This window comes from Candidatus Methylomirabilota bacterium (assembly GCA_035764725.1).
GTDB lineage: Bacteria > Methylomirabilota > Methylomirabilia > Rokubacteriales > CSP1-6 > DASRWT01.
Window position 1 is genome coordinate 1 of sequence record DASTYT010000035.1, and the last position, 23,251, is coordinate 23,251.

General features: G+C 71.5%; 22 protein-coding genes. 13 read left to right on the forward strand and 9 right to left on the reverse strand.

Going from position 1 to position 23,251, the window contains the following annotated elements:
* The 4 genes from VFX14_05065 to VFX14_05080 form a co-directional block, all read right to left on the reverse strand.
* A partial coding sequence (locus VFX14_05065) for a pyruvate dehydrogenase (protein HEU5189040.1) occupies positions 1 to 488 on the reverse strand: 488 nt, incomplete at its 3' end.
* A gap of 7 nt (positions 489 to 495) precedes the next feature.
* Positions 496 to 1,749 (reverse strand): HlyD family secretion protein, encoded by a 1,254-nt coding sequence (locus VFX14_05070; GenBank protein HEU5189041.1) that lies wholly within the window; start codon positions 1,747 to 1,749, stop codon positions 496 to 498.
* A gap of 130 nt (positions 1,750 to 1,879) precedes the next feature.
* Positions 1,880 to 2,683, reverse strand: a complete 804-nt coding sequence (locus tag VFX14_05075; protein ID HEU5189042.1) for a mechanosensitive ion channel family protein — start codon at positions 2,681 to 2,683, stop codon at positions 1,880 to 1,882.
* A gap of 77 nt (positions 2,684 to 2,760) precedes the next feature.
* Complete coding sequence (locus VFX14_05080; protein HEU5189043.1) at positions 2,761 to 3,969, reverse strand: acyl-CoA dehydrogenase family protein; 1,209 nt, start codon at positions 3,967 to 3,969, stop codon at positions 2,761 to 2,763.
* A gap of 255 nt (positions 3,970 to 4,224) precedes the next feature.
* Here VFX14_05080 and VFX14_05085 point away from each other — a divergent pair, with 255 nt between their 5' ends.
* Both VFX14_05085 and VFX14_05090 read left to right on the forward strand, forming a co-directional pair.
* Complete coding sequence (locus VFX14_05085; GenBank protein HEU5189044.1) at positions 4,225 to 4,848, forward strand: hypothetical protein; 624 nt, start codon at positions 4,225 to 4,227, stop codon at positions 4,846 to 4,848.
* A gap of 190 nt (positions 4,849 to 5,038) precedes the next feature.
* Positions 5,039 to 5,335: an RNA-binding protein gene (locus tag VFX14_05090; protein HEU5189045.1), complete on the forward strand. Its 297-nt coding sequence runs from the start codon at positions 5,039 to 5,041 to the stop codon at positions 5,333 to 5,335.
* Here VFX14_05090 and VFX14_05095 read toward each other — a convergent pair.
* Positions 5,332 to 5,835 carry an arsinothricin resistance N-acetyltransferase ArsN1 family A gene (locus tag VFX14_05095; protein HEU5189046.1) on the reverse strand — a complete coding sequence of 168 codons (504 nt, stop codon included), beginning with the start codon at positions 5,833 to 5,835 and terminating at the stop codon, positions 5,332 to 5,334. The two genes, VFX14_05090 and VFX14_05095, sit on opposite strands and share 4 nt — an antisense overlap.
* 80 nt (positions 5,836 to 5,915) lie before the next feature.
* Between VFX14_05095 and VFX14_05100 the strand changes: the two genes are divergently transcribed.
* The 7 genes from VFX14_05100 to VFX14_05130 all read left to right on the forward strand — a co-directional run bounded on the left by VFX14_05100 (position 5,916) and on the right by VFX14_05130 (position 13,957).
* Positions 5,916 to 6,824 (forward strand): LysR substrate-binding domain-containing protein, encoded by a 909-nt coding sequence (locus tag VFX14_05100; GenBank protein ID HEU5189047.1) that lies wholly within the window; start codon positions 5,916 to 5,918, stop codon positions 6,822 to 6,824.
* Positions 6,825 to 6,894: 70 nt separating this feature from the next.
* Positions 6,895 to 7,419 (forward strand): NADH-quinone oxidoreductase subunit NuoB, encoded by a 525-nt coding sequence (gene nuoB / locus VFX14_05105; GenBank protein HEU5189048.1) that lies wholly within the window; start codon positions 6,895 to 6,897, stop codon positions 7,417 to 7,419.
* Between the two features lie 5 nt (positions 7,420 to 7,424).
* Complete coding sequence (locus VFX14_05110) at positions 7,425 to 9,335, forward strand: proton-conducting transporter membrane subunit (protein ID HEU5189049.1); 1,911 nt, start codon at positions 7,425 to 7,427, stop codon at positions 9,333 to 9,335.
* Entirely contained in the window at positions 9,332 to 10,291 is a 960-nt protein-coding gene (locus tag VFX14_05115) for an NADH-quinone oxidoreductase subunit H (protein HEU5189050.1), read from the forward strand. The genes VFX14_05110 and VFX14_05115 overlap by 4 nt, the downstream gene beginning before the upstream one ends.
* On the forward strand, positions 10,288 to 10,932 hold the full coding sequence (locus VFX14_05120; protein HEU5189051.1) for a hypothetical protein: 645 nt from the start codon (positions 10,288 to 10,290) through the stop codon (positions 10,930 to 10,932). Before VFX14_05115 ends, VFX14_05120 begins: the two co-directional genes overlap by 4 nt.
* Entirely contained in the window at positions 10,929 to 12,374 is a 1,446-nt protein-coding gene (locus tag VFX14_05125) for a proton-conducting transporter membrane subunit (GenBank protein ID HEU5189052.1), read from the forward strand. Before VFX14_05120 ends, VFX14_05125 begins: the two co-directional genes overlap by 4 nt.
* An 8-nt stretch (positions 12,375 to 12,382) precedes the next feature.
* On the forward strand, positions 12,383 to 13,957 hold the full coding sequence (locus tag VFX14_05130; protein ID HEU5189053.1) for an NADH-quinone oxidoreductase subunit C: 1,575 nt from the start codon (positions 12,383 to 12,385) through the stop codon (positions 13,955 to 13,957).
* On the opposite strand, the gene VFX14_05135 is transcribed toward VFX14_05130, so the two are convergent.
* Together VFX14_05135 and VFX14_05140 are read right to left on the reverse strand one after the other, a co-directional pair.
* On the reverse strand, positions 13,958 to 17,287 hold the full coding sequence (locus tag VFX14_05135) for an adenylate/guanylate cyclase domain-containing protein (protein ID HEU5189054.1): 3,330 nt from the start codon (positions 17,285 to 17,287) through the stop codon (positions 13,958 to 13,960).
* Positions 17,288 to 17,294: 7 nt separating this feature from the next.
* Positions 17,295 to 17,657, reverse strand: coding sequence for an OmpA family protein (locus VFX14_05140; protein ID HEU5189055.1), 363 nt, complete (start codon positions 17,655 to 17,657; stop codon positions 17,295 to 17,297).
* Between the two features lie 334 nt (positions 17,658 to 17,991).
* Here VFX14_05140 and mscL point away from each other — a divergent pair, with 334 nt between their 5' ends.
* Genes mscL through VFX14_05160 form a run of 4 tightly spaced genes read left to right on the forward strand, consistent with a single transcriptional unit; the run spans position 17,992 to position 21,810 of the window.
* Positions 17,992 to 18,423 (forward strand): large conductance mechanosensitive channel protein MscL, encoded by a 432-nt coding sequence (gene mscL / locus VFX14_05145; GenBank protein ID HEU5189056.1) that lies wholly within the window; start codon positions 17,992 to 17,994, stop codon positions 18,421 to 18,423.
* A gap of 9 nt (positions 18,424 to 18,432) precedes the next feature.
* Positions 18,433 to 19,749, forward strand: a complete 1,317-nt coding sequence (locus tag VFX14_05150) for a TAXI family TRAP transporter solute-binding subunit (protein ID HEU5189057.1) — start codon at positions 18,433 to 18,435, stop codon at positions 19,747 to 19,749.
* Between the two features lie 32 nt (positions 19,750 to 19,781).
* Positions 19,782 to 21,011 (forward strand): PLP-dependent aminotransferase family protein, encoded by a 1,230-nt coding sequence (locus VFX14_05155; GenBank protein HEU5189058.1) that lies wholly within the window; start codon positions 19,782 to 19,784, stop codon positions 21,009 to 21,011.
* 10 nt (positions 21,012 to 21,021) lie between these two features.
* Positions 21,022 to 21,810 carry an SDR family NAD(P)-dependent oxidoreductase gene (locus VFX14_05160; protein ID HEU5189059.1) on the forward strand — a complete coding sequence of 263 codons (789 nt, stop codon included), beginning with the start codon at positions 21,022 to 21,024 and terminating at the stop codon, positions 21,808 to 21,810.
* Positions 21,811 to 21,833: 23 nt separating this feature from the next.
* Here the strand turns inward: VFX14_05160 and VFX14_05165 are convergent, their stop codons facing one another.
* Positions 21,834 to 22,883 carry a hypothetical protein gene (locus VFX14_05165; GenBank protein ID HEU5189060.1) on the reverse strand — a complete coding sequence of 350 codons (1,050 nt, stop codon included), beginning with the start codon at positions 22,881 to 22,883 and terminating at the stop codon, positions 21,834 to 21,836.
* On the reverse strand, positions 22,880 to 23,251 hold a 372-nt coding region (locus tag VFX14_05170; GenBank protein ID HEU5189061.1), incomplete at its 5' end, for a hypothetical protein. The genes VFX14_05170 and VFX14_05165, both read right to left, overlap by 4 nt.

The window sequence follows — 23,251 nt, forward strand, 5'->3', positions numbered from 1 at the left end:
TTGCCCTCGTCGAGCTCGGCGTCGCCCACCATCACGATGAAGCGCTCCGGCCCGCAGGGTGCGCCGTGATCGGCGAGGTAGCGCGCGGCGAAGGCGCCGAAGGTCGCCTGCACCGCCCCGAGCCCCATGGAGCCGGTGGAGAGATCCACGATCTCCGGATTCTTGCGCCGGCTCGGATAGGCCTGAAGCCGGCCGAACGTGCGCAGCTCGCGCAGGTCATCCGCGCTCAGCCGTCCCAAGAGGAACTGGATCGCGTAGAAGGCGGGCGCGGCGTGCGCCTTGAGCGCCACGACGTCGCCCTCGCGCAGGTGGTGGAAATAGAGGGCGGTCAAGAGGCTCACCGACGAGGCGGAGGAGGCCTGATGCCCGCCGACCTTGGTCCCGTCGGGGTTCGGGCGCAGGTGGTTGGCGTGGTGAACCATCCAGGTCGCCAGCCACAGCACCCGGCGCTGGATGCGCTCGAGGATCTGGAGAGTCTGGTCCTGCACGGAGAAGCTAGTTGACCTTGATCGTGACGATGGCGGACATGCCGGCGCGGAGGGGCGGGGGATTGCCCACTTCCTTGCCGTCGAGGCGGATCTTCACGGGCACGCGCTGCACCACCTTCACCCAGTTGCCGGTGGCATTCTCGGGAGGCAGGAGCGAGAACCGCGAGCCCGTCCCGGCGCTGATCGAGTCGACCACGCCCTTGAGGTGCTTGCCCGAGAAGGTATCGACCTCGACCCAGGCGGTCTGACCGGGGCGCACGCGGGCGAGCTGCGTCTCCTTGAAGTTCGCCACCACCCAGACCGCGTGCAGCGGCACCAGCGCCATGAGGGGCTGGCCCATCTGCACCACCTGGCCCAGCTCCACCGTCTTCTTCGCCACCACGCCGTCGATGGGCGCGCGCACCTCGGTGTAGCCGAGCTGCAGCTCGGCCAGGGCCAGATCGGCCTGCGCCTCGCGCAGCCGCGCCTCGGCGCGCACGACCTCGGCCTCCTTCAGCGGGACGGTGTGGCGCTGGCTCTCCGCCCGGGCCAGCGTGGCCTTCGCCTCGAGCGCGCGCTCGCGGGCCTGGGTCACCGCCAGCTTGCGCGAGGCCAGCTCCGCCTCGGCCTGCGTCACCTCGCTCTCGGCCTGCGTGAGACGGCGGCGGGTTGCCTCCAGGTTGGAGGATGACGTCGATGCCGCGGCCTCGGCCTGGTCCACGTCGCGCTCGGCCACGTAGCCGCCCCTGGCGAGCTGCCGCACCCGCTCCTGCTCTCTGGACGTCTGGCGCGCGGTGCTCATCGCCCCCTGCACCTCGGCGGTCATCGCTGCGACCGCGGCGCGGCGCGACTCGACGCGGGCCACCACCTCGGCCACCGCCGATTCCGCTGCGCGCTCCGCCACACGGGCCGCTTCGAGCTGGGCGCGCGCCTCGTCGCCCTGCGCCCGCGTCAGCTCGCGCGCAAGGGGCACCTCCGTGCTGACCGACTTGAGCGCGGCTTCCGCCACCGCGGCGGCCGCCGCCGCCTGATCGCGCTTGGCCTGATAGTCGCGGGGATCCACGCGCAGGAGGAGGGCTCCCGCCTTGACGGTCTGGTTGTCGTCGACCATGAGCTCGGCTACATGGCCACTCACCTTCGCGCTGACCTGCGCGATGGTCCCCTCGACGTAGGCGTCGTCTGTCCAAATATACGAACGGGAGTACACCCAGGCGTAAACGCCGTAGCCGAGGGCCCCCAGGACCGCCAGCCCCGCCAACCCCAGAAAGAGCTTACGCGTCATCGCGTCTGGACGTTCGAGTCGAGCCCCCGGGGATGCGCGGCCCCCGAGGCTCGACAACGGCAACGATATTACGCCGGATTGCCCCACGGTGGAACTCGAATCATCGGTCACGACTATCCGCGCGCGGCGTTCACGCGAGCATCCGGATCTCGTGACGCGAGAGCGGGACCTCGAGGCCCGCGGCGCGGATGCGCTCCAGGATCGTGCGATTGAGGTCGCCCGACGCGGCCACCTCGTGGTCCACCGCGACCCAGGGTTTCACGGCCAGCGTCACGCGGGCGTCGGTGAGCCCCGCGACCGCGATCACCGGCGCGGGCTCGCGCAGCGTGCGCGGATCGGCCTCCACCGCGGCCCGGGCGGCGCTCAGCGCCCGCTCGATGTCGGCGGCGAACGCGACGTCGACGCGGAGGTCGAGCTGCCGGATATGGCCGTAGTTGTGCAAGATCTCACCCACGATCTTCCGGTTCGGGATCACCACGCGGGATCGGTCGAAGTGCAGCAACGTCGTGGAGAAGAGCTCGATAATGCTGACCTGACCGTGGACGCCGACGACCTCCACGAACTCGCCCACGCGAAAGGGCTTGGTGAAGATGATGGTGAGCCCCGCCACCACGTTCGAGAGAACGCCCTGCAGCGCGATCCCGATACCCAGGCCGGCCACCCCGATGCCCGCGACGAGCGGGGCGATCTGGAAGCCGAACTTGTCGAGCGCCACGACGAGGGCGAAGACCATCACCACGATGCGGACCCCCCGCACCATGAGGCGGCGCGCGGACGGCTCGAGGGCCCGCTTCTGCAACCAGCCGTCGGTGACATTGCCCACCCAGCGGGCCACGAGGAGGCCCACGCCCAGGATGACGAGCGCCCCGACCACCTGGAACCCGTAGCGAATCGCCAGGTCCATCGTCAGGTCCTTCGCGGAGAAGTAGTTCATGCGCCCTCCTCAAATGGAAACGCGGAGGGCCCCGTAGGGCCGCTCCGCGTCTCGGGTCGAAACCGTCCCGGTCCGGATCAGGCGTGCTTGCGCAGCTCGAGCCGGCCGATCTGCCGGCGATGCACCTCGTCGGGGCCGTCGGCGAAGCGCAGGGTGCGCGAGTGCGCCCACCATGAGGCCAGCGGGAACTCCTGGCTCACGCCGCCGCCGCCGTGGAGCTGCATAGCCCAGTCCACCACGCGCAGGGTCATGTTGGGCACCGCCACCTTGATGCCGGCGATGGCCTGCTTGGCCGCCTTGTTGCCCACGGTGTCCATCATGTAGGCCGCGTGCAGGACGTAGAGGCGGGCCTGGTCGATCTCGATGCGCGCCTGGGCGATGCGCTCCGTGGTGATGTCGTTGTCCGCGAGCTTCCTGCCGAAAGCCACGCGGTTGAGCGCCCGCCTGCACATGAACTCGAGCGCCCGCTCCGCCACCCCGATCTGCCGCATGCAGTGGTGGATGCGGCCGGGGCCGAGGCGTCCCTGGGCGATCTCGAAGCCGCGGCCCTCGCCGAGCAGGAGGTTCCCGGCAGGGACCCTCACGTTCTCGAACAGCACTTCCCCGTGCCCGTGGGGCGCGTCGTCGTAGCCGAATACGTGGAGCATCCGCACGACCTTGATACCGGGCGCCTCGCGCGGCACCACGATCATCGACTGCTGCTTGTAGCGGTCGGGATTCTTCGCGTCCGTCTTGCCCATGAAGATGAGGACCTTGCACCGCCTGTCGCCGATGCCGGAGGTCCACCACTTGTGGCCGTTGATCACATAGGAGTCGCCGTCGCGCACGATAGAAGACTCGATGTTGGTCGCGTCCGACGACGCGACCCTGGGCTCGGTCATGGCGAAGGCCGAGCGGATCTTCCCCTCGAGCAGGGGCTCCAGGTACTGCTTCTTGAGCTCGGGCGAGGCGTAGCGCTCGAACACCTCCATGTTGCCGGTGTCGGGCGCAGAGCAGTTGAAGACCTCGGGCGCGATGGGAGAGCGACCCATGATCTCGCAGAGCGGGGCGTACTCGAGGTTAGTGAGCCCGGCGCCCCGCTCGCTCTCGGGCAGGAAGAGGTTCCAGAGGCCCCGCTCCTTGGCCTTGGCCTTGAGCTCCTCCATGATCGGCGGCACCGTCCACCGGTCGGACGAGCCGTCGAGCTGGTCCTTGAAGGCTTTTTCATTGGGATAGATGTGCTTCCCCATGAAGTCCGTCAGCTGCTCCATGTACATCTTGGTCTTCTTGGAATACTCGAATTCCATGCGTGACCTCCGTGACGGTTGGGGGGCACCCGGCGCGCCGGGCTCACCGCGAATGACGCGCCCAATACTCCACGTATCGGGTCCGGAACACAAGGGGCCCCCACGGAGGGTGCTCGCTCGGCCCAGTGTCACGCCCCCGACGGCCCAGGGCCGCCGATGTCAGCCTGCCGCCACCCACCTCCGTATCCAATTGATTCTTTGATCCCAGGGGGTTGGTGCTAGGCTTGCAACCTATTCCTTGAGGAGGTGACTGCGATGATGACCCACTGCCTGAGACCGATCCTGCTGGGCGGGGTGCTGCTCCTGGCCAGCGCCTGCGCGAGCGAGGATTACAACACGTGGGTCTCCCATCCCACGCACTACGCCTCCGGCCGCCACGCGACCTTCTCGGCCCGCAACGTGGGCGTCACGCATCCCACCAAGGTCAGCCCGGAGGACGTGGCGGCGGCGCAGAAGGAGCAGTGGTGGGGCCGAGGCCTCACCGCAATGGTCGAGGGCGAGGGCGTGCCTCCCGCCGCCGTCGCAGGGCTCTGGCGCGGCACCTGGGTCGGTCCGGGTCTTTCCAACGTAGACCGCGCGAGCGTCATGCAGATGGAGCTCTTCATCAACCCCGACGGCTATGGCCGAGGGCTCATCGCGATGAGGGACGTTGCCGCCGTCGAGGGCGTGCCCTGGACCTTGCGGGAGGCGGGAACGATGGGCGTCCCGGTGTGGGTCAAGGTGGACGGGAACCGCGTCCTCCTTCGCCAGGCCACGGAGCCGCGGTCGACGACCGACTTCCGCTTCACCGCAGAGTTCGCGGCGCAGGGTGACCGCATGGACGGGCAGTTCCGCCACATGCGCTTCCCGCTCCAGATGGCCCTCGTCCGCGTCCCCTGAGACGCCGGCTGCCGTAGGCAATCCGGCGGGGGGCCTGGGTGGCCCCACGCCAGCGCTTCGTGTAGACTGGCCCCGCCTGGTCGAAGGTCGGTTCCCGGGGAACCCGCACCCCTCCAGACCGCGTCCCGGTGCGCCCACCGCGCCACCGTCCCGCGCCCTGTCACATGTCGAGACAGAGAGGGCCTCGCGCATGGCGGACAAGCTCTTCGTCGGCGGTCTTTCCTTCTCCACCTCGAGCGAGCGGCTCCGGGAAATCTTCGCGGAGGCCGGCCGTGTCGAGTCCGCAACCGTCGTCACTGACCGCCAGACCGGGCAATCGCGCGGCTTCGGCTTCGTCGAGATGGCGACCCCCGAAGACGCGGATGCTGCGATCTCCCGCTTCAACGGCGCGCGCGTGGACGGTCGTCAGCTGAAGGTCGAGCGGTCGGTGTCCTCCGGCGCCAAGCGCGGTGGCGGCGGCGGAGGCGGCGGCGGCTACCGCCGCTAGGCGACCGGTTCCTCGCCGAGCAGACGGTCCATGAGCAGGACGTCTGTCCAGCGTCCGTCCAGTAGCCCCTGCTCGCGATAGACCCCGACCCGGCGAAAGCCGAGCTTGGCGTAGAGCGCCTCCCCCGCGCGATTGGACGCGAGCGCGGCCAGGACAATTTTGTGGAAGCCGATCTCGCTCGCCGTCTCGATCACACGCGCGAGAAGCACCCCGCCCACACCCTTCCCCCGCCATGCCCGCTCGACGTAGATCGACAGATCGGCGACATGGTCGTAGGCCGGGCGGGGATTGAACGAGTTCAGGCTGGCCCACGCGACCACGCCGCTCTCCTGCTCGGCCACGAGCACAGGATGCCGGGCGCCGCGACTCTCCATCCACTGCCGTCGCTCCTCCGGCGTGCGCAGCATGGTTTCCAGCGTGGCCACCCGATCCTCGATGCCCTGGTTGTAGATGCGGCAGATCGCCTCCGCGTCCGCCGACGTCGCACCCCGGATTCGCATGAGGCCACCCTACCCGAGGGGCGCGCGCGGGGGAAATGAGAAGTCCTCATCCGAACGATTAGCGATACTTGGGGGCGCGAATGGATCTCAACCCCACCCATGTCCGCACGCTCGCCGCGGTGGCACGGGAGGGCAGCTTCTCCCGCGCCGCCCAGCGGCTGCATCTCAGCCAGCCGGCGGTGAGCCTGCACATCCGGGCCCTCGAGGAGCGGCTGGGCCTGCCGCTCCTCCGGCGCACGGGGCGGCGCGCCGTTCCCACCCGCGCCGGCGCCGTTCTGCTCGCCCATGCAGGCCGCGCGTTCGCCGAGCTGGAAGCGGGCGAACACGCGCTTCACGCGCTCCGCGGACGCGTGGCCGGGCCCGTGCGTGTGGGCACCGGCGCCACGGCGAGCATTCATCTGCTGCCGCCCGTGCTGGGGACACTGCGGCGACAGCACCCCGCGCTCGAGCTCTCGCTGGTCACCGGCGACACCGCGGACATCGTCGCGGGGGTGGCCGCGGGTGATCTCGATCTCGCGGTGGTGACGCTGCCCGCACCGGGGACCCGGCGCCTCGACGTGACGCCGTTCTTCACGGACGTGCTCGTGGGCATCGGGCCGCCCGATGGCTCGCGGGCGCGCCGCCGCGCCCTGTCCCCCGCGGCGCTGACCCGTCATCCTCTGATCCTGTACGCGCGGGGCGGGGCCATCCGCCCGCTCATCGACCGCTGGCTCCGCGAGGGCCGCGCCCGGCCGCGCATCATCATGGAGCTCGGCGACGTGGAGGCGATCAAGCGCCTCGTGGCCGCGGGGCTGGGCTGGAGCCTGGCCTCCGCGGTGGCGGTGGAGATGGAGCGGCGGGCGGGCGGGCTGAGCGTCCACGCGCTGCGCCCGCGGCTGGCGCGACGCTTGGGCCTTGTGCGCCGCCGGGACGTCACGCCGTCCCCTGCGGTGGAGGCGGTCCGCGGCGCGCTGGAGGCGTGGAGCCGGCGGCGCGCGCGGATTTCTTGACTCGGCGGGGGTTCATTCGCTATGTGAGTATGGTGAGAGTCTTGGCTCTCGTTTCTCTAACGCACCGTGCATGTTCCGACAGCTAGCCGTCGCGCTCCGCGTCGGCATCGCCACGGAGCCAGCGACGTCCTTCGCGACGCTGTCGGCGCCTGCGCTCGCCGACGTCGGGCCGCGGCTGAGCGCAGAGATCCAACGCATCTTCGGCCGGTCGCTGCAGATCCGGCAGGTCGATGCCGGCTCGTGCAACGGCTGCGAGCTCGAGATCGGCGGGCTCGCGGGCCCGCACTACGACGTGGAGCGGTTCGGCATCCGCTTCGTGGCGTCCCCCCGCCATGCCGACTGCCTGCTCGTGACGGGCCCCGTCACGCTCAACATGGCGGAGGCGCTCCGGCGAACCTGGGAGGCCACGCCGGACCCCAAGATCGTCATCGCCGCCGGCGACTGCGGGCGTGACGGCGGCATCTTCCGGGGCTCGTACGCGGTAGTGGGCGGCGTCGCGGCCGTCGTGCCCGTCGATGCGGTGATCCCCGGCTGCCCGCCCTCGCCGGCCGCCCTGCTCGCCGGACTCCTGGCCGCGCTGGGGCGGCGAAGCTGAGCGCCATGGCCACCTCACTCCATGTCCTGGTGGCGCTCGGTGGGCTCGCGGCCGGTCTGCTCGGCTTCACCGGCTGGGTGGGTGGTTTCTGGACCCTCGACGTGCCGTGGCTGGTGCCCCTCTCAGGGCTGTCGCTCCGCATGGACCCGCTCGGCGGATTCTTTCTCCTCCTCGTGGGCGCGACCACGGTGCCCTCGTCGATCTATGCGATCGGTTATGCCCGCGGCGCGCGCCGCGGGCTCGGCGCCTACGCGCTCTTCGTCCTCGCGATGGCGGTGGTGCCGCTCGCCGCCAACGTGCCGACCTTTCTTCTCGCCTGGGAGCTGATGGCTCTCGCGTCCTATGCGCTGGTCCTGACCGACGACCGCGATCCCGCCGCGGTACGCGCCGCCTGGATCTATGCCGTGATGACGCATGCGGGGCTCGCCTGTCTGCTCAGCGGCATGCTGCTGATGACCGCGTGGACGGGCAGTCTCACCTTCGCCGACTGGCCCGCAGCGGCGACGACGCTCAGCGAGCCCGCGCGGAATCTCGTCTTCGTGCTCCTGGCTCTGGGCTTCGCCAGCAAGGCGGGCGTCATCCCGCTCCATGTCTGGCTGCCCGCGGCCCATCCGGCGGCGCCCAGCCATGTCTCCGCGCTCATGTCCGGCGTGATGATCAAGCTCGGCGTGATGGGTATCCTTCGCGTCGGCCTCGAGTGGCTCGGCGTCGGCCCGCCATGGTGGGGCGTCGCGCTGCTCTTCGCGGGAACCCTGTCCGCGCTGGGAGGCGTGCTCTATGCCGCGGTGGAGAACGACCTCAAGCGGCTGCTGGCGTTCTCGAGCATCGACAACATCGGCATCATCCTGATCGCGGTGGGGGCGGGACTCGTCTTCCACTCCACCGGGCTCGAGACCCTGGCCATCTTCGCGCTGGCCGCCGCGCTCTATCACATCCTCAACCACGCCGCCTTCAAGGCCCTCCTCTTCCTGGGGGCCGGGGCCGTGGTCCACGGGGCGGGCACACGCGATCTGGAGGCCATGGGCGGTCTCATCAAGCGCATGCCCTGGACCTCGGCGGCGTTCCTGGTGGGCGCGCTGGCGATCGCCGCGTTGCCGCCGCTCAACGGCTTCGTCAGCGAATGGCTCACCTTTCAGGCGCTACTCCAGAACGGCCGCATCCCGCGTCCCGAGCTGAACCTGGTCTTCGTGCTGGCCTTGGCCGGGCTCGCCCTGACCGGCGGCCTCGCGGTGGCGTGCTTCGTCCGCGCCTTCGGCATCGCCTTTCTCGCCCTGCCCCGTACCGAGGCCGCGGCGGGCGCGCAGGAGGCCGGCCCGACGATGCGCGCGGCCATGGCGCTGCTCGTGGTCGCGTGCGCCACGCTCGCGCTGACGCCCACTCTGCTGCTGCCGCGGCTGGGCGCGACGGCGGCGCGGCTGCTGGGCGATGCCGCGCCGAGCTCCCGGGAGGATCTCCTCACCATCGCGGTCTCCGGCGACTTCGCAACCTTGTCGATGCCGGTGATTGCGGTGGCCCTCGGCCTTGGCCTCGTACTGCCGCTCGTCGTGCTCCGCGTGGGCCGCGCGCCCTCGCGCATTCGGCACTCCGAGACCTGGGGCTGCGGACGCTTGCTCCAGACCTCGCGCATGGAGTACACCGCGACCGCATTCGCGAGCCCGTTCCGGCGCGTCTTCGATTTCTTCTACCGCCCGGAGCGGCGCGTCGAGATCGAAGCCCATGCCGAGTCGCGCTTCTTCGTGCGGCGCATGGTCTACCGCAATCCAACGCGCGCGCTCGTGGAGGAGTGGCTCTACGCGCCGCTCCTCGGCGCCGTCCGGGCCGGCACCGATCGCGTGCGGGCCATCCAGTCGGGGAGCGCCAACCTCTACCTCATCTACGTGCTCGCCGCGCTCCTCGTGCTGCTGGTGCTGGCATGAGGGAGATCGGGGCCACGGCCGCCGTGGTGAGCGCGCTCGCGCAAGCGCTGCTCGTGGCGCTGGCCGCGCCCTTGCTGGTGGGCCTCGTGCGCACGCTCAAGGCGCGCCTGACGGGGCGGCGCGGCCCGGATCCCTGGCAGCCGTATCTCGACCTCCTGAAGCAGCTGCGGAAGGAGGCGGTGATCTCCACCACGACTTCCTGGCTGTTCCGGCTCACCCCGTTCGTGCTGGTGGCCACCATGCTGGTGGCGGCCACCGTGGTGCCGGTCCTGGTGACGCGGCCCGCGCTGTCCTTCGCGGGCGGCATCGTGCTCGTCATGTACCTCTTCATGCTCGGGACCTTCTTCCTCGCCCTCGCCGGGCTCGACTCGGGTAGCGCCTTCGGCGGCATGGGCTCGAGTCGCGAGGTGGCGGTGGCGGCGCTCGCCGAGCCAACTGTCATGCTAGCGGTGTTCGCCCTCGCGCTGCGCACCGGGACCACGAACCTGGGTACCGTGGCGGAGCGGTTAGGCGGCGAACCGACCCTCGCCGCGCATCCCGGCCATCTCCTGGCGTTCCTCGCCTTCTTCATCGTGATGCTCGCGGAAACCGGCCGCCTGCCCGTGGACAATCCCGCCACGCATCTCGAGCTGACCATGATCCACGAGGCGATGATCCTCGAGTACTCGGGGCCGTATCTCGCCATGATCGAGTGGGCCAGCGCCATGAAGCTCTTCCTCTACATGACGCTGCTGATCAACCTCTTCGTCCCCTGGTGGATCCCCACGGAGGTCGCCGGCGCGGGCATGCTGCTGGGGGCACTGGCCCTCGCCGGCAAGCTCGTGATCCTCGCGGGTGCGCTCGCCGTGCTGGAGACCGCCGTCGCGAAGCTGAGGCTCTTTCGCGTGCCCGAGCTCCTGGCCGGCTCGTTCGCCCTGGCCCTCCTGTCTGTGGCCTCGGTGGTGCTCCTGAGATGAGAGCGGCCTCGAACCTCCTCACCTTCTTCGCCCTCGCGGTCAGCCTGCTGCTCGTCTGGCGTCGGAGCTGGCCGGGCCGGCTGCGCCTCTTCGTCGCGCAGTCCGTCCTGCTCGCGCTGCTGACCGCCGCGGTGGGAATGCTCGCGGGCAAGCGCGAGCTGGTCGTGGTGGCGCTCGTGTTCCTCGCGCTCAAGGGGTGGATCATCCCGCGCGTCCTCGCCCGCATGGCGGCGGGCACGCCGGCACGCCCCGGCGCCGCGCCCGGGCAGTCGAGCGGGATCGCCCTCCTCGCGGCGGGCACGCTCGTGGTCGCCGCTTACGTGATCATCCTGCCCGTCACCGCCTCGGCCACGCTCCCGACCGCGGACGCCATCCCGCTCGCCTTCGCGATGGCGCTGATCGGCCTCTTCGTGTGCGTGACCGGGCGCGACGTGCTGGGGCACGTGCTGGGCTTCCTGGTCTTCGAGAACGGGATCTTCGGCCTCGCCGTCCTCGCGACGTACGGCCTGCCGGGACTGGTCGAGGCCGGCGTCTTCCTGGACGTGCTCGTCATCGTGCTGCTCCTGGAAGGCGTCGTGATGCAGATCCGCCGGGAGCACGACTCCCTGGCGCTGGACCGGCTCCGGGAGCTGCGCGAATGAGCCCCGTCGTGCTGCTGCTGGTGCCGCTGATCGCGGCGGGCCTGCTCGCCTGGGGACCCGCGCGGACGGCGCGCGGCCTGCACACGGCCGCGCTGGCCGCCATGCTCGGCACCGTCCTGTCGGTGATTGCGGACGTGGCGCGGGGCGGCGCGGTCACCGCCCTCGACGGGCTCCTCCGTGCCGATCCGCTGAGCGCCTGGATGGTGGGGCTCATCGCGGTGGTGGCGACCCTGGCGGGCGCCGAGGCGGTGGCCTCGGGCCACGGGAGCGCGGACGGCGAGGCGATGCGGCGCTTCTACGCGCTCTTCCACCTCTTCGTGTTCACGATGTTCCTCGCCGTCACCACCGACGACCTGGGGCTCATGTGGGTGGCGGTGGAAGGGACCACGCTGGCGTCGGTCTTCCTCGTCAACTTCCACCGGACGCGCGCCTCCCTCGAGGCGGCCTACAAGTATCTCCTCATCTGCTCCGTGGGCATCGCGCTGGCGTTCATCGGAACCGTGCTGGTCTACTTCGCGGACGTCCAGCAGTTTGGCGCCGAGGCGCACGCGCTGCGTTGGACGACGCTCCTGGGCTGGGCGCCGCAGCTCCCGCCTCGCGTGGTCGAGCTGGCGTTCGTCTTCCTCCTGGTCGGCTATGGGACCAAGGCCGGGCTGGCGCCCATGCACACCTGGCTCCCCGACGCGCACAGCGAGGCCCCCGCCCCCATCAGCGCGCTCATGTCGGGGGTGCTCCTGTCGGTGGGGCTCTACGCGGTGCTGCGCTTCAAGACGGTGGTCGACGTGGCGGCGGGGCCGGAGTTCGCGGCGCGACTCCTCGTCCTCCTCGGACTCGCCTCGCTCACGGTGGCGGCGGCCTTTCTCTGGTCGCCCACCAACGTCAAGCGGATGCTCGCCTACTCGAGCGTGGAGCACGTGGGGCTGGTCGCGCTCGGGCTCGGCTTCGGCGGCGCGTGGGGCGTGGCGGGCGCGCTCCTGCACATCGGGAATCACGCCCTCGCCAAGTCTACCCTGTTCCTCCTCTCCGGACGAATTCGCGACGCGTTCGGCACGGCCGACATCCTGCCGGTGCGCGATCTCGTGCGCGCCATGCCCCTGACGGGGCGCGGGTTCGCCCTCGCGCTGCTGGCCCTTCTGGGGCTGCCACCCTTCGGGCTCTTCGTGAGCGAGCTGATGATTTTGGGCGCGGGATTCCGAGGTGGCTGGTGGCTCGCCTCCGCCCTGGCCCTGGTGCTGCTCCTGATCGCGTTCGCCGGCATGCTGCGTGCGTTCCACCGCATGGCCTATGCGCCGGGCGCGCCCACCGCGCCCCGCGAGACACCGAGCTGGGCCGCGGCGGCGCCGATCGCGGTGGGACTGGGCTTGCTGCTGCTCACCGGCGTGGCGTGGCCACCAGGGCTCGCCGCCGCGCTCGCCCGCGCCGCTGCGGTACTGGGCGGCTAGGGGTGAGCATGGGGTCGGCCGCCGCGCTCGTTGCCCAGCTCAGGGCCGCCGGCGCCGAGGACGCGGCCGTGCGCGCGGACGGATCCGTGCGGTGTCGCGTGCCGCGCTGGGAGGTCCCCGCGCTGGCTGATCGGCTGGGCGCCCAGGGACTCTCGCTGGAGCTGCTCGCCGCCACGGACACCCGACCCGAAAGCGGCGACTTCACCCTGACCTACGTGTTCGCGGCGGCCGAGCCACGACATCCGGTGGTCGCGCTCGCCTCGGTGCCTGCGGACGCCCCGCAGTTTCCCTCGCTCGCCACCCGGTCCTTCCCGGCCAGCCGCTTCGAGCGCGAGATTCACGACCTCCTGGGGCTCGTGCCCGTCGGCCACCCCGAGCCGAGGCGGCTCGCGCTACACCAGTTCTGGCCGGAGGGCTATCACCCGCTCCGTCGCGACACCGCGCCACGCCGGGACTTCGTCGACGCCGGCCAACCCTTCCCGTTCCGACGGGTGGAAGGGCCCGGCGTGTTCGAGATCACGGTGGGGCCGGTGCATGCCGGCATCATCGAGCCGGGCCACTTCCGGTTCAGCGTGGCCGGGGAGGAGATCGTCAGCTTGGAGACGCGCCTGGGCTTCGTCCACAAGGGCACGGAGAAGCTCTTCGAGACGCTTCCGTTCGTCCGCACGCCCGAGCTGGCGGAGCGCGTGTCGGGGGACGAGAGCGTGGCGCACGCGCTCGCGTACTGCGAAGCCCTCGAGCGCCTCACCGGCGCCGCTGTCCCGCCCCGCGCGGCATGGCTCCGCGTGATCCTGCTCGAGCTGGAGCGACTCTACAACCACGTCGGCGACGTGGGCATGATCGTGAACGACACGGGCTTCGCATGGGGTCACGCGCACTGCTTCCGGCTGCGGGAGGAGCTCCTGCGCCTCAATGCCCGGATCACCGGCCATCGCCTGCTCCGGGGCGCGATGGTGCCCGGCGGTATCGCCGGCCCTGCCGTCGACGCGCCCCTCGACGAGGTGGTGGACACGGTGAATCGCGTCGCGTCAGACTTCCAGACGATCGTGCGGATCTGCCTCGACAACACCATGGTTCTGGAGCGGCTCCAGGGTACGGGCCGCCTGACCACCAAGACCGCCCGCGAGATGGGCGTGGTGGGACTGGTCGCACGCGCCAGCGGCATCGACACCGACCTCCGGCGCGACGCGCCGTTTGCGGCCTACGGCGAGCTCGAGGTGACGCCGGCGGTGTACCCCCAAGGCGACGTGTGGGCCCGCACGATGGTCCGGGTCGACGAGGTGCGCGAGTCGGCACGGCTCATCGCCGCCGCCGCGCAGCGGGCTCCGGCGGGCGCTCCACGCGTCCTGCTGCCGCCGCTCCCGCTGGGTGGCGACGCGGTGACCTGCGTGGAAGCGTGGCGCGGCCCCCTCTGGTACTGGGTGCTCGCCGCGGGGCCAGAACGACTCCGCCGCGTGAAGGTGGTGGACCCGTCCTTCCGGAACTGGCCGGCCCTGGAGCTCGCCGTGCTCGAGAACATCGTTCCGGACTTCCCACTCTGCAACAAGTCCTTCAACCTCTCCTACTCCGGGAGCGACCTCTAGCTACGCCGGCGGCGGCACGATGCGCAGGTTGGCGAAGCGGCGGGCGGCGCGGGCGGCCATGGCCTCGGCGGCGGTCGCATCGCCGGCCGCCGCGGCCGCGCGTCCCATGCCGTGCCAGGTGTGCGCGTCCAGCGCGCGCATGCCCAGGCGGTCCGCGACGTCCAGGGCGGCCCGGTAGTACTCGACCGCGGTCGACGTCTCGCCCCCGGCCAGCGCGACCTCGCCGAGCATCCGGAGGGCCCAGCCCTCGTAGCCGCGCTCCCCGTGCGCCCGCGCGGCGTCGAGAGCGCGCAGGGCGGCGGCGCGCGCGTCCTCGATGCGCCCGACGCGCAGGAGGGCCTCGGCCAGCCACGCCAGGCGAAGGGCGTGGCGGCTCCGGATCGAGAGCGCGACGGCGCGCTCCACGCCGTCCTCGAGAAGGGCCAGGCCTTCCGGCCCGCGGCCCTGGCGCACGTAGACGCAGCCGAGCTGGCACGAGAGCATCGGCAGCCACGCAGTGATGTTCAGGTCGCGCGCCCGGCCGAGCCCGCGCTCGAGCACCGACCTGGCGGCGTCGAGGTCGCCGCGCGTGAGATGGGCGAAGCCGAGCGCGACGTGCGCGGCGGCGACGCTCCAGGGATGATCGGTCGGCTCGGCGAGGCGCATGGCCTCGCGCGCGCGCGCGACGGCGGCCTCGAAGTCGCCCATGCCCACCAGGCTGTTGACGAGCCAGACCCGCGTCGCCACCGAGACCAGGCCGGCCATCCCGAAGCGCTCGTGCGCGAGCTCGCCCTCGAGCTCGCCGAGGGCTTCCTCGAACAAGGCGCGCGAGCGGGAGTACTCGCCGAGGACGTGATACGCCTGCCCCAGCCCCGCGATGGCGACGACGCGCATGGGCAAATCGTCCAGCCGCTGGGCGATCTCGCGCGCTCGGGTGGCCGCCACGATGGCTGCCGCCTGATCGCCCAGCGTGTAGTGTGACTGCGCGAGATACGCCGACGTCCAGCCGAGCCGCCGCTCGTCGCCCGCCGACTCCGCGAGGGCATGGGCGCGGCGCAGGTGCTCCAGGTTGCGCGCGAAGTCGCCCAGCGCAGCGAGCGAGGCGCGCGCCTCGAACCGGAGGTCCACCCCGAGGGCGAGGCGTTCGGCCGTGGGGGGCAGCCGGTCGAGCGTCTCGATCGCCTGCTCGAAGAACGCGACGGCGCCGCGGTGAGCCGAGCGCGTGGCCGCCTTGAGCCCGGCCTGGCGGAGATAGACCACCGCGCGATCGTCGAGGCCTCCGCGCAACGCGTGATGGCCGAGCCGCTCGACCTGCTCCACCGTCCGCCCCGCGTACTGCCCCTCGATCGCCTCCACGATCCGCGCGTGGAGCGCGCGCCGGCTGTCGTGGAGCAGGCTCGCGTACGCGACCTCCTGGATCAGCGCGTGCTTGAAGGTGTGCTCGCGCTCGGGGAAGAGCCGAGTCTCGTGCAGGAACTCCGCGGCCTGCAGGCGCGCGAGCCCCATGCCGAGCACGTCCGGCGGCAGATCGGCCACCGCCTGCAGCACCGCGAACGGCACGTCGCGCCCCACCACTGCGGCGCACTGCAGGAGGTGCTTGGCCGTGGGGTCTAGGCGATCGATACGGGCGGCGAGCACGGCGTGCACGGAGGTGGGCGGAGGTACCGCGGTGAGCGGGCCGCTGAGCCGGTAGGCCCCCTGCTCGCCCGCGAGCACCTCGGTCTCCGCGAGCGCCCGCACGCTCTCCTCGAGAAAGAGCGGATTGCCCTCGGTGCGCTCGATGAGGAGGCCGCGCAGCGGATCGAGGCCCGGGTCCGGGCCCAGCAGGACGTCGACGAGCTGCCGCGCGGGCGCCTCGCCGAGGGGATCGAGGCGAAGCTGGGTGTAGCCGGGCTTGTTGGTCCAGCCGTGCTGATACTCGGGCCGATACGTCACGAGCACGAGCAGGCGCGCGTCGGCGAGCCGATCCACGAGGCCGTCGAGGAAGGCCTGCGTCTCCTCGTCCACGCGGTGGAGGTCCTCGAAGACGAGCAGCAGCGCGCCGCGCCGCGATTCGAGGAGGAACAGGCTCTTGAGCGCTTCCAGGGTATGGCGGCGGCGCTGCGGCGGCTCCAGCGCCTCCCAGGGCGGATCGGCGACCGGCAGCTCCAGCAGGGCCAGCAGGGGCGAGCGCATCGCGGTGAGCGCGGGGTCGAGCGCGGCGAGCCGCGCGGTGACCTTGTCGCGCGCTGTCGTCGGCTCGTCGTCGGGCTCGAGCTGGAAGTAGGCGCGCAGCATCTCCAGCACCGGGATCCACGCGGTGGACTTCCGGTACACGACCGGCCGGCCCTCCAGCACCGTCCAGTCCCGCGCGCGCGGCGTCTGGCTGATCTCGCGGGCGAGCCGCGACTTGCCGACGCCGGGCTCGCCCACGAGGGCGATCAACCCGCCACGGCCCGCGCGCGCCTGGCCGAGCGCCGCCTCGAGCATGGCCAGCTCCGCCTCGCGCCCCACGAAGCGCGTGAGCCCCCGCGCCGCCGCCGCCTGGAGCCGCGAGCGGGCGGGCCCCGCGCCGGTCGCCTCGAACACCTCCACCGCCTCGGAAAGACCCGGCACCGGCACCGGGCCGAGCGCGCGCACCGCGAGGTAGCCCTCGGTGAGGCGATGCGTCTCCCCGCTGAGCAGGATGGTGCCGGGCCGCGCGAGCTTCTCCATACGCGCGGCGAGATGCGTGGTCTGCCCGACGGCGGTGTAGTCCATGTGGAGGTCGTTACCGATGGAGCGCACCACCACCTCGCCCGAGTTGAGCCCCACGCGGATCTGCACGTCGATGCCGTGCGAGCGCCGCAGCGTGGCGGCCATGCGGCCCGCCCCGTCCTGCATGCGCAGCGCAGCGTAGGCGGCGCGCATGGCATGGTTCTCGTGGGCGATCGGCGCGCCGAAGATCGCCATGATGCCGTCGCCGAGGACCTGGTTCACGGTGCCCTCGTAGCGGTGCACCGCCTCCATCATGAGCTCCAGCACGGGATCCAGGAGCGCGCGCGCCTCCTCGGGGTCGCGGTCGGCGAGAAGCTCGAGCGAGCCCTTCATGTCGGCGAAGAGCACCGTGACCTGCTTGCGCTCGCCCTCCACGGCCGGGCGCGTGGTGCGGATGCGCTCGGCGATGTGGCGGGGCGTGTAGGCGTCGGGCGAGGTGAGCCGCGCGGGCACGCCGGGTGCGGCGCCGAGGGGGCGCCCGCAGCCTCCGCAGAAGCGACCACCCGGCTCCACGGCGAAGCCGCAGGCCGGGCAGGCAGCGTCGAGGGCGGCCCCGCACGCCGAGCAGAAGCGGCTCCCCTCGCGATTGTCGGTGCGGCAGCGCGGGCAGGTCACCCCGCCCCTACTTCTCCTTCACGAGGAAGGTGGCCCGGCGGTTCGACGCGCGGCAGGCGTCGGTCATGGCCTCGCACTGGGGACGCTCCTTCCCGTACGAGATGAGCAGGATGCGTTCCCGGTCTATTCCCTTGGTGCCGAGATACTCGGACGCCGCGCGTGCGCGACGCTCGCCGAGCGCCGTGTTGTACTCGCTGGTCCCGCGGTCGTCGCAGTGCCCCTCGATGAGGAGCAGCTGCGTGGGGTTCGCCTTGAGCCACGCGGCGCTCGCATCCAGGATCCTCACATCCGCGGGACGGACGCTCGAGCGGTCGAAGTCGAAGTGGATGTCCTTCAGCGCGCGGTGGGGGCGGTATTCACGGGTGAACACGGCCGGCGCGGGGGCGGCCGCGGGTGGCGCGGGCGCGGCTGGGGTCGGCGCAGGCACCGGCGGGGGGGCGGCGGGTGCGGATGTGGGCGGGGCGGGAGCAGGCGCCGGCGCGGGCGCGGCCATTGTCGGTGGAGGCGCTTGCGCCGCCGGCACCATGGGTCGCTTCGGGCAGCCGCTCGCGAGCAGCGCGAGCGCCACACACGAGACGATGAGCGAGGCGGCGCGAGCGAGCGACGCGGCGGATGTCGTCATGGGGGCAGGGTAGCCGAGTGGTCGGGGCCGGTCAACATGCAGTAGCATAGCGGCGGCTGCCATCCACACCCGGAGGTGACGCATGCTGAAGGAGTTTCGCGAGTTCGCGATCAAGGGCAACATGGTCGACATGGCGGTGGGCATCATCATCGGCGCCGCCTTCGGCGCGGTGGTGCAGTCCCTCGTCGACAACATCTTCATGCCGATCATCGCCGCGGTGGTCGGCACCCCCGACTTCAGCAATCTCTTCCTCCTGCTCCGCAATCCCAAGGGGGAGACCTACGCGACGGTGAAGGCCGCGCGCGACGCGGGCGCCGTGGTCTTCGCCTACGGCCTCTTCATCAACACCCTCGTCACCTTCCTCGGCGTGGCGGTGGCCACGTTCATGCTCGTGAAGGGGATCAACGAGATGCGCCGCTCCCAGCCCCCTGCGGCGGCGCCTCCCGCACCCTCTGGCCAGGAGAAGCTCCTCATGGAGATCCGCGACCTCCTGAAGCGGTCGCCCACGCGCTGAGACGGCCCCATGCTCCGAGGGTTGAACTCGCGGCACTGGCGGGTGCGCGAGTATCTGCTCGTGTTCGGCCCGGCCCTCCTCCTGACCGCGATCGCCTTCACCGTCGCGATCATGTTCATCAAGCCCGCGCCTCCGCGCCACATCGTGATGGCGACCGGCCGCTCCGATGGCGCGTATCATCAGTTCGGCCTGCGTTACCAGGCCGAGCTGGCGCGCGAGGGTATCCGGGTCACCCTCCGCCCCACGTCCGGCGCCGTGGAGAACGTGCGACTCCTCTCCGACCCCGGCGCCGGCGTGGACGTGGCCTTCGTGCAGGGCGGCGTCGCGGCCGCCGCCGACGCGGACCTCTCCTCGCTGGGGAGCCTGTACTTCGAGCCGCTGTGGGTGTTCGCCCGCGGCGTGGCGAATGTCGAGGATCTGCGGAGCCTCCGCGGGCGCCGCATCGCGATCGGCCCCGAGGGGAGCGGGACCCGCGCCCTCGTGGACTTGCTCCTGCGCGCCAACGGCGTCACCACGCCGGCAGCGACGCTGCTGCCGGCGACCGGTCTCGACGCCGTCCGCGCCCTGCGGGCGGGCGAGATCGACGCCGCGGTGTTCGTGGCCTCGCCGGAATCGGCGACCGTGCGCGAGGCGGTGACCGTCCACGACGTCGTCCTCATGAGCTTTGTGCGAGCCGAGGCCTACACGCGCCTGTTTCCCTTTCTCTCCCGCCTCACCCTGCCCGAGGGGGCGTTGAACCTCGACCGCGACATCCCCCGCCAGGAGGTCGTGTTGCTCTCGCCCACCGCGAGCCTAGTCGTGCGGCCGGACTTCCATCCCGCGCTGAGCGATCTGCTCCTCGTCGCCGCGAGGAAGATCCACGGGCGCGCAGGCGTCTTCGAGCGCCCACGCCAGTTCCCCTCGCCCGACTTCACCGACTTCCCGCTGAGCGCGGAGGCGCTGCGCTTCCACCAGAGCGGCCCGCCCTTCCTCGCCCGCTACCTGCCATTCTGGGCCGCGACGCTGGTGGACCGCACGAAGATCATGCTGCTGCCGCTGGTCGCCCTCCTCTTTCCGCTGTTCAAGATCCTCCCGCCCACGTTCCGCTGGCGGACGCGCCGCAAGATCTACCGCTGGTACCGGGAGGTCCACGACACCGACGTTGCCCTGTGCACGCCGCAGCCCCCGGAGGAGCTCGACCGCCTGATGACGCGGCTCGATCATATCGAGCATCAGGTGCGGCTCTTGCCCATCCCGCCCGCTCATGCGGAGTCGCACTTCCACCTGCGCCTGCACATCGACCTCGTCCGCGCCAAAGTGCTCGCGGCACGCGCCGCGCTACGTTGACCTGACGGGCCGGCGCCCGCTATGCTCGACGCATGACCACTTCCGCCACCGCCTCGTCTCCCTCGACGCCTCGCTTCCACGACCTCCTCTCCATCCGCGCCCGCATCGGCACCGGCGCGGCCGCGCAGCCCGCTCGGCCCGTGCAGAGCGCGCTCTACGATTTCGGGGGCGGCTACCCCGATCCCGCGTCGTTCCCCTACGAGGGGATCGTCGCGGCGACCGCCGCCATGATCAAGGCGGAGGGCGCCCAGGCCCTCACGTACGGCGAGGCGCAGGGGTACAAGGGCCTGCGAGAGCTGGTCTGCCACAAGTACGGGCTCTTCGAAGGGCTCCGGGTCGGCCCCGAGAACATCATCATCTCCAACGGCTCGGGCCACGCGCTGTCGCTCGCATTCAGCGCCTTCGTCGACGTGGGCGACGCGATCCTCAGCGAGGCGCCGACCTTCTCCGGCACTCTCAACACTATCCGGCGCCACGGCGCTCGGGTCCTCGACGTCCCGGTGGACGACGAGGGGCTGGTGACCAGCGTGGCGCGGCGGCAGCTCGAGAGCCTGCGCCGCGAGGGCGCGCGCTGCAAGCTCATCTATACCATCGATAACTTCCAGAACCCCTCCGGCCCGACCATGAGCCTCCGGCGGCGCCGCGAGCTGGTGGATCTCGCTCACGAGTTCGACACGTTCATCCTCGAGGACGACGCCTACGGCGAGCTCCGCTTCGAGGGCGATCATCTGCCGTCGCTCTACGCGCTCGACACGGGCGGGCGGGTGATCCGGGCCGGGACCGTCTCCAAGATCCTCGGCGCGGGCTTCCGGCTCGGCTGGCTCTGCGCCCCCGTCGAGATGATCCCCGCCTTCCAGGGCTTCCTCTTCGGGGGCGGCGTCAATCCCTTCGCGTCACGGGTGGCGACCTATTTCCTGCGCGACCATCTCCAACCGCACGTCGCCCTGCTCATCAACGTCTATCGCACCAAGCGGGACGCCATGCTCCGCGGCCTGCACGAGGTGCTGGACGGGAGCGGCGCCCAGATCAGCAAGCCCGAGGGCGGCTTCTTCCTGTGGATCCGCCTGCCCACCGGCACCGACCAGAAGCGGCTGGCCGAGCTCGCGGTGCAGGCGCGCGTGCAGTACACGGGGGGCTCCGCCTTCTTCCCCAACGGTGGCGGCGACGAGTTCATCCGCCTCGCCTACAGCCTGGAGACGCCCGAGAAGTGCTACGAGGGCGCACGGCTCATCGCCCGCGCGATCCTCGACGCGCGTGTCTAGCGCCACGCGGGTGGGCCGGCTCGAGGGCAAGCGGGCGATCGTGACTGGCGCGGCCAGCGGCATCGGCCGGGCCACCCTCCTCCTCTTCGCGCGCGAAGGGGCGCGCGTGCTCGCCGTGGACCGCGCCGCCGAGGGCCTCGAGGCGGCGGCCGCCGAGGCCGGCGCCGCCGGCGGCGCCACGATTGCTCTCGCCGCCGACGCCGGCGACGAGGCGGCGGTAAAGCGCGCGGTGGACCGCTGCGTGGCGGAGTGGGGCGGGCTGGACGTCGCCTTCGCCAACGCCGGCGTCAGCGGAGGGCGCGTCCCCCTCCTCGAGCAAACGGTGGAGCAGTGGCAGGAGATCCTGCGCGTCAACCTGATCGGCCCGTGGCTCATGATCAAGCACGCCTCGCCGGCGATGATCCGTCAGGCCCACGGCTCCATCGTGTGCACCGCGTCGGTGGCAGGTCTCCGCGCCAATGCCGGCGGCACCCCCTACTCCGCCAGCAAGGCCGGTGTCATCAGCCTCGTCCAGACCGCGGCCAATGCCCTGACCGGCACGGGCGTGCGGGTCAACGCCATCTGTCCCGGCCTGATCGAGACGGGGATGACGCGGCCGATCTTCGAGTTCGCCCGCGCGCGCGGCACCGGGGACAAGATCGGCCAGCTCAACCCGACGCGCCGTCACGGGCTGCCCGAGGAGATCGCCGCCACCGCGCTCTTCCTCGCCAGCGATGACGCGTCCTACGTGAACGGGCAGGCCATCGCGGTGGACGGCGGCCTCTCCAGCACGCATCCGTTCACGGGCAGCCGCCGCTGAGTCGGCGGGCGTACCCCACCCGCTCAGGAGCGGATGGGACGACAGTAGCGGTGGAGCTCCGAGCTTGCGGTGCCCGCGTAGAGATAGCCGTCCAGCACGCCGATGCTCGTGGCGGCGGGCGGCGCCGTGGCCACCGGCTGCCACCGGACGAGGTCGTCGGTGGCCAGCACCTCGCGACCATCCAGCACGTAGAGGAGCCCGCCTGACAGCGTGAGGTCCACGAGATGCGCGGCCGGCGCGCGCACCACCCGCGCGCGCGTGCCGTCGAACGCCGTGATCCCGTTCGCTCCCAGATACACCACCTGCCCCGCGAACGGGTACGGCTTGGCGCCGGTGTTGGGGATGGGATGGAGGTCGGGCCCGTCCTCCCACGCCCGGCCGTCCCACACGCGCGAGCGCGGGAACATCCCGCCCAGGTAGTCCTGGGCCTGGACGTAGAGGCGTCCCGCCAGCACGAACACGAAGTGGAAGCGGGCGAAGTCCTGGTCCTTGCCGCTCCGGGGTCCGACTTCGAGGGCCGTGACCCACGTGCGCCCGCCGTCCACGCTGCGCACCGCGATGGCGTGGAGCCGTCGCGAGCCGACCAGCCAGAGATCGGCTCCGTCGCGGGTGACGATGTCGAAGGCGTGGGTCATGAACACCGACTTCACGTTCGACCAGGTGCCGTCAGGCTCGCCCACCGCCACCGCCGCCGACGGGCCGTCTCCCAGCGGGTCGATGGCCGGCGCGTAGAGCCGCTCACCGATGGCGCGGTAGACCTCGACGGCCTCGGTGGGGAACCGGAGCTTGGTCTTGAACGACGCCAGGCGTGGATTGTACGTGGCGATCTCGATGGGACCGGTGTTCTCGTCGTAGTCGCCGTAGCCCATGTAGAGCTCGCCCCGCCAGGCTTCGAGCGTATGGAGCCGGCGCCCGATCGCGGTGGGCTGAGCGGCCGCGTAGGGATTCCGGCCGAGGGACACGAATTCCGGGCGGGCGACGAAGCGACACGGAAGCCCGCTGCAGGCGCCGGCGACGCAGGTCAATGCGAGCAGCGCCAGCGTATGGCCCGTACGGGCCGCCCGACCCCTCACCCACGCTCCGAGCGGCGCACCAGGGCCTGGTGCACGAGGTGGCGCGCGAGCATGAGCGGCGGCATGCGCAGCCAGTGATGCCGCACGGTGAGGAGCCCGCGCGCTAGTCCCTTGCCGCGTCGCGGGCGCGCCGGCTGGTCGGGCGCCATCGCGGCCAGCACCAGCGTGTCCATGGCCGCGCGCACCGGGACCGAGGGCGCGGCGCCCGCCACCACGCGACGGCTCTCCGCCGGCACCGGCGTGCCGAAGAGCCGCTCCGCGAAGCGCAGCCCGTAGTAGAGCGGCCGCTCGACGTCGAGCACGCGGGCTCGCTCGAGTAGGTTGGGCCAGAACCCGGGCCCATCTGCGAAGCCGCGCACGAGCGCGTC

Bases quoted from the DNA above. Each gene is read 5' to 3' on its own strand.
- VFX14_05070 (HEU5189041.1), bottom strand. From the start codon at position 1,749: ATGACGCGTAAGCTCTTTCTGGGGTTGGCGGGGCTGGCGGTCCTGGGG.
- VFX14_05075 (HEU5189042.1), bottom strand. From the start codon at position 2,683: ATGAACTACTTCTCCGCGAAGGACCTGACGATGGACCTGGCGATTCGC.
- VFX14_05080 (HEU5189043.1), bottom strand. From the start codon at position 3,969: ATGGAATTCGAGTATTCCAAGAAGACCAAGATGTACATGGAGCAGCTG.
- VFX14_05085 (HEU5189044.1), top strand. From the start codon at position 4,225: ATGATGACCCACTGCCTGAGACCGATCCTGCTGGGCGGGGTGCTGCTC.
- VFX14_05090 (HEU5189045.1), top strand. From the start codon at position 5,039: ATGGCGGACAAGCTCTTCGTCGGCGGTCTTTCCTTCTCCACCTCGAGC.
- VFX14_05095 (HEU5189046.1), bottom strand. From the start codon at position 5,835: ATGCGAATCCGGGGTGCGACGTCGGCGGACGCGGAGGCGATCTGCCGC.
- VFX14_05100 (HEU5189047.1), top strand. From the start codon at position 5,916: ATGGATCTCAACCCCACCCATGTCCGCACGCTCGCCGCGGTGGCACGG.
- nuoB (HEU5189048.1), top strand. From the start codon at position 6,895: ATGTTCCGACAGCTAGCCGTCGCGCTCCGCGTCGGCATCGCCACGGAG.
- VFX14_05110 (HEU5189049.1), top strand. From the start codon at position 7,425: ATGGCCACCTCACTCCATGTCCTGGTGGCGCTCGGTGGGCTCGCGGCC.
- VFX14_05115 (HEU5189050.1), top strand. From the start codon at position 9,332: ATGAGGGAGATCGGGGCCACGGCCGCCGTGGTGAGCGCGCTCGCGCAA.
- VFX14_05120 (HEU5189051.1), top strand. From the start codon at position 10,288: ATGAGAGCGGCCTCGAACCTCCTCACCTTCTTCGCCCTCGCGGTCAGC.
- VFX14_05125 (HEU5189052.1), top strand. From the start codon at position 10,929: ATGAGCCCCGTCGTGCTGCTGCTGGTGCCGCTGATCGCGGCGGGCCTG.
- VFX14_05130 (HEU5189053.1), top strand. From the start codon at position 12,383: ATGGGGTCGGCCGCCGCGCTCGTTGCCCAGCTCAGGGCCGCCGGCGCC.
- mscL (HEU5189056.1), top strand. From the start codon at position 17,992: ATGCTGAAGGAGTTTCGCGAGTTCGCGATCAAGGGCAACATGGTCGAC.
- VFX14_05150 (HEU5189057.1), top strand. From the start codon at position 18,433: ATGCTCCGAGGGTTGAACTCGCGGCACTGGCGGGTGCGCGAGTATCTG.
- VFX14_05155 (HEU5189058.1), top strand. From the start codon at position 19,782: ATGACCACTTCCGCCACCGCCTCGTCTCCCTCGACGCCTCGCTTCCAC.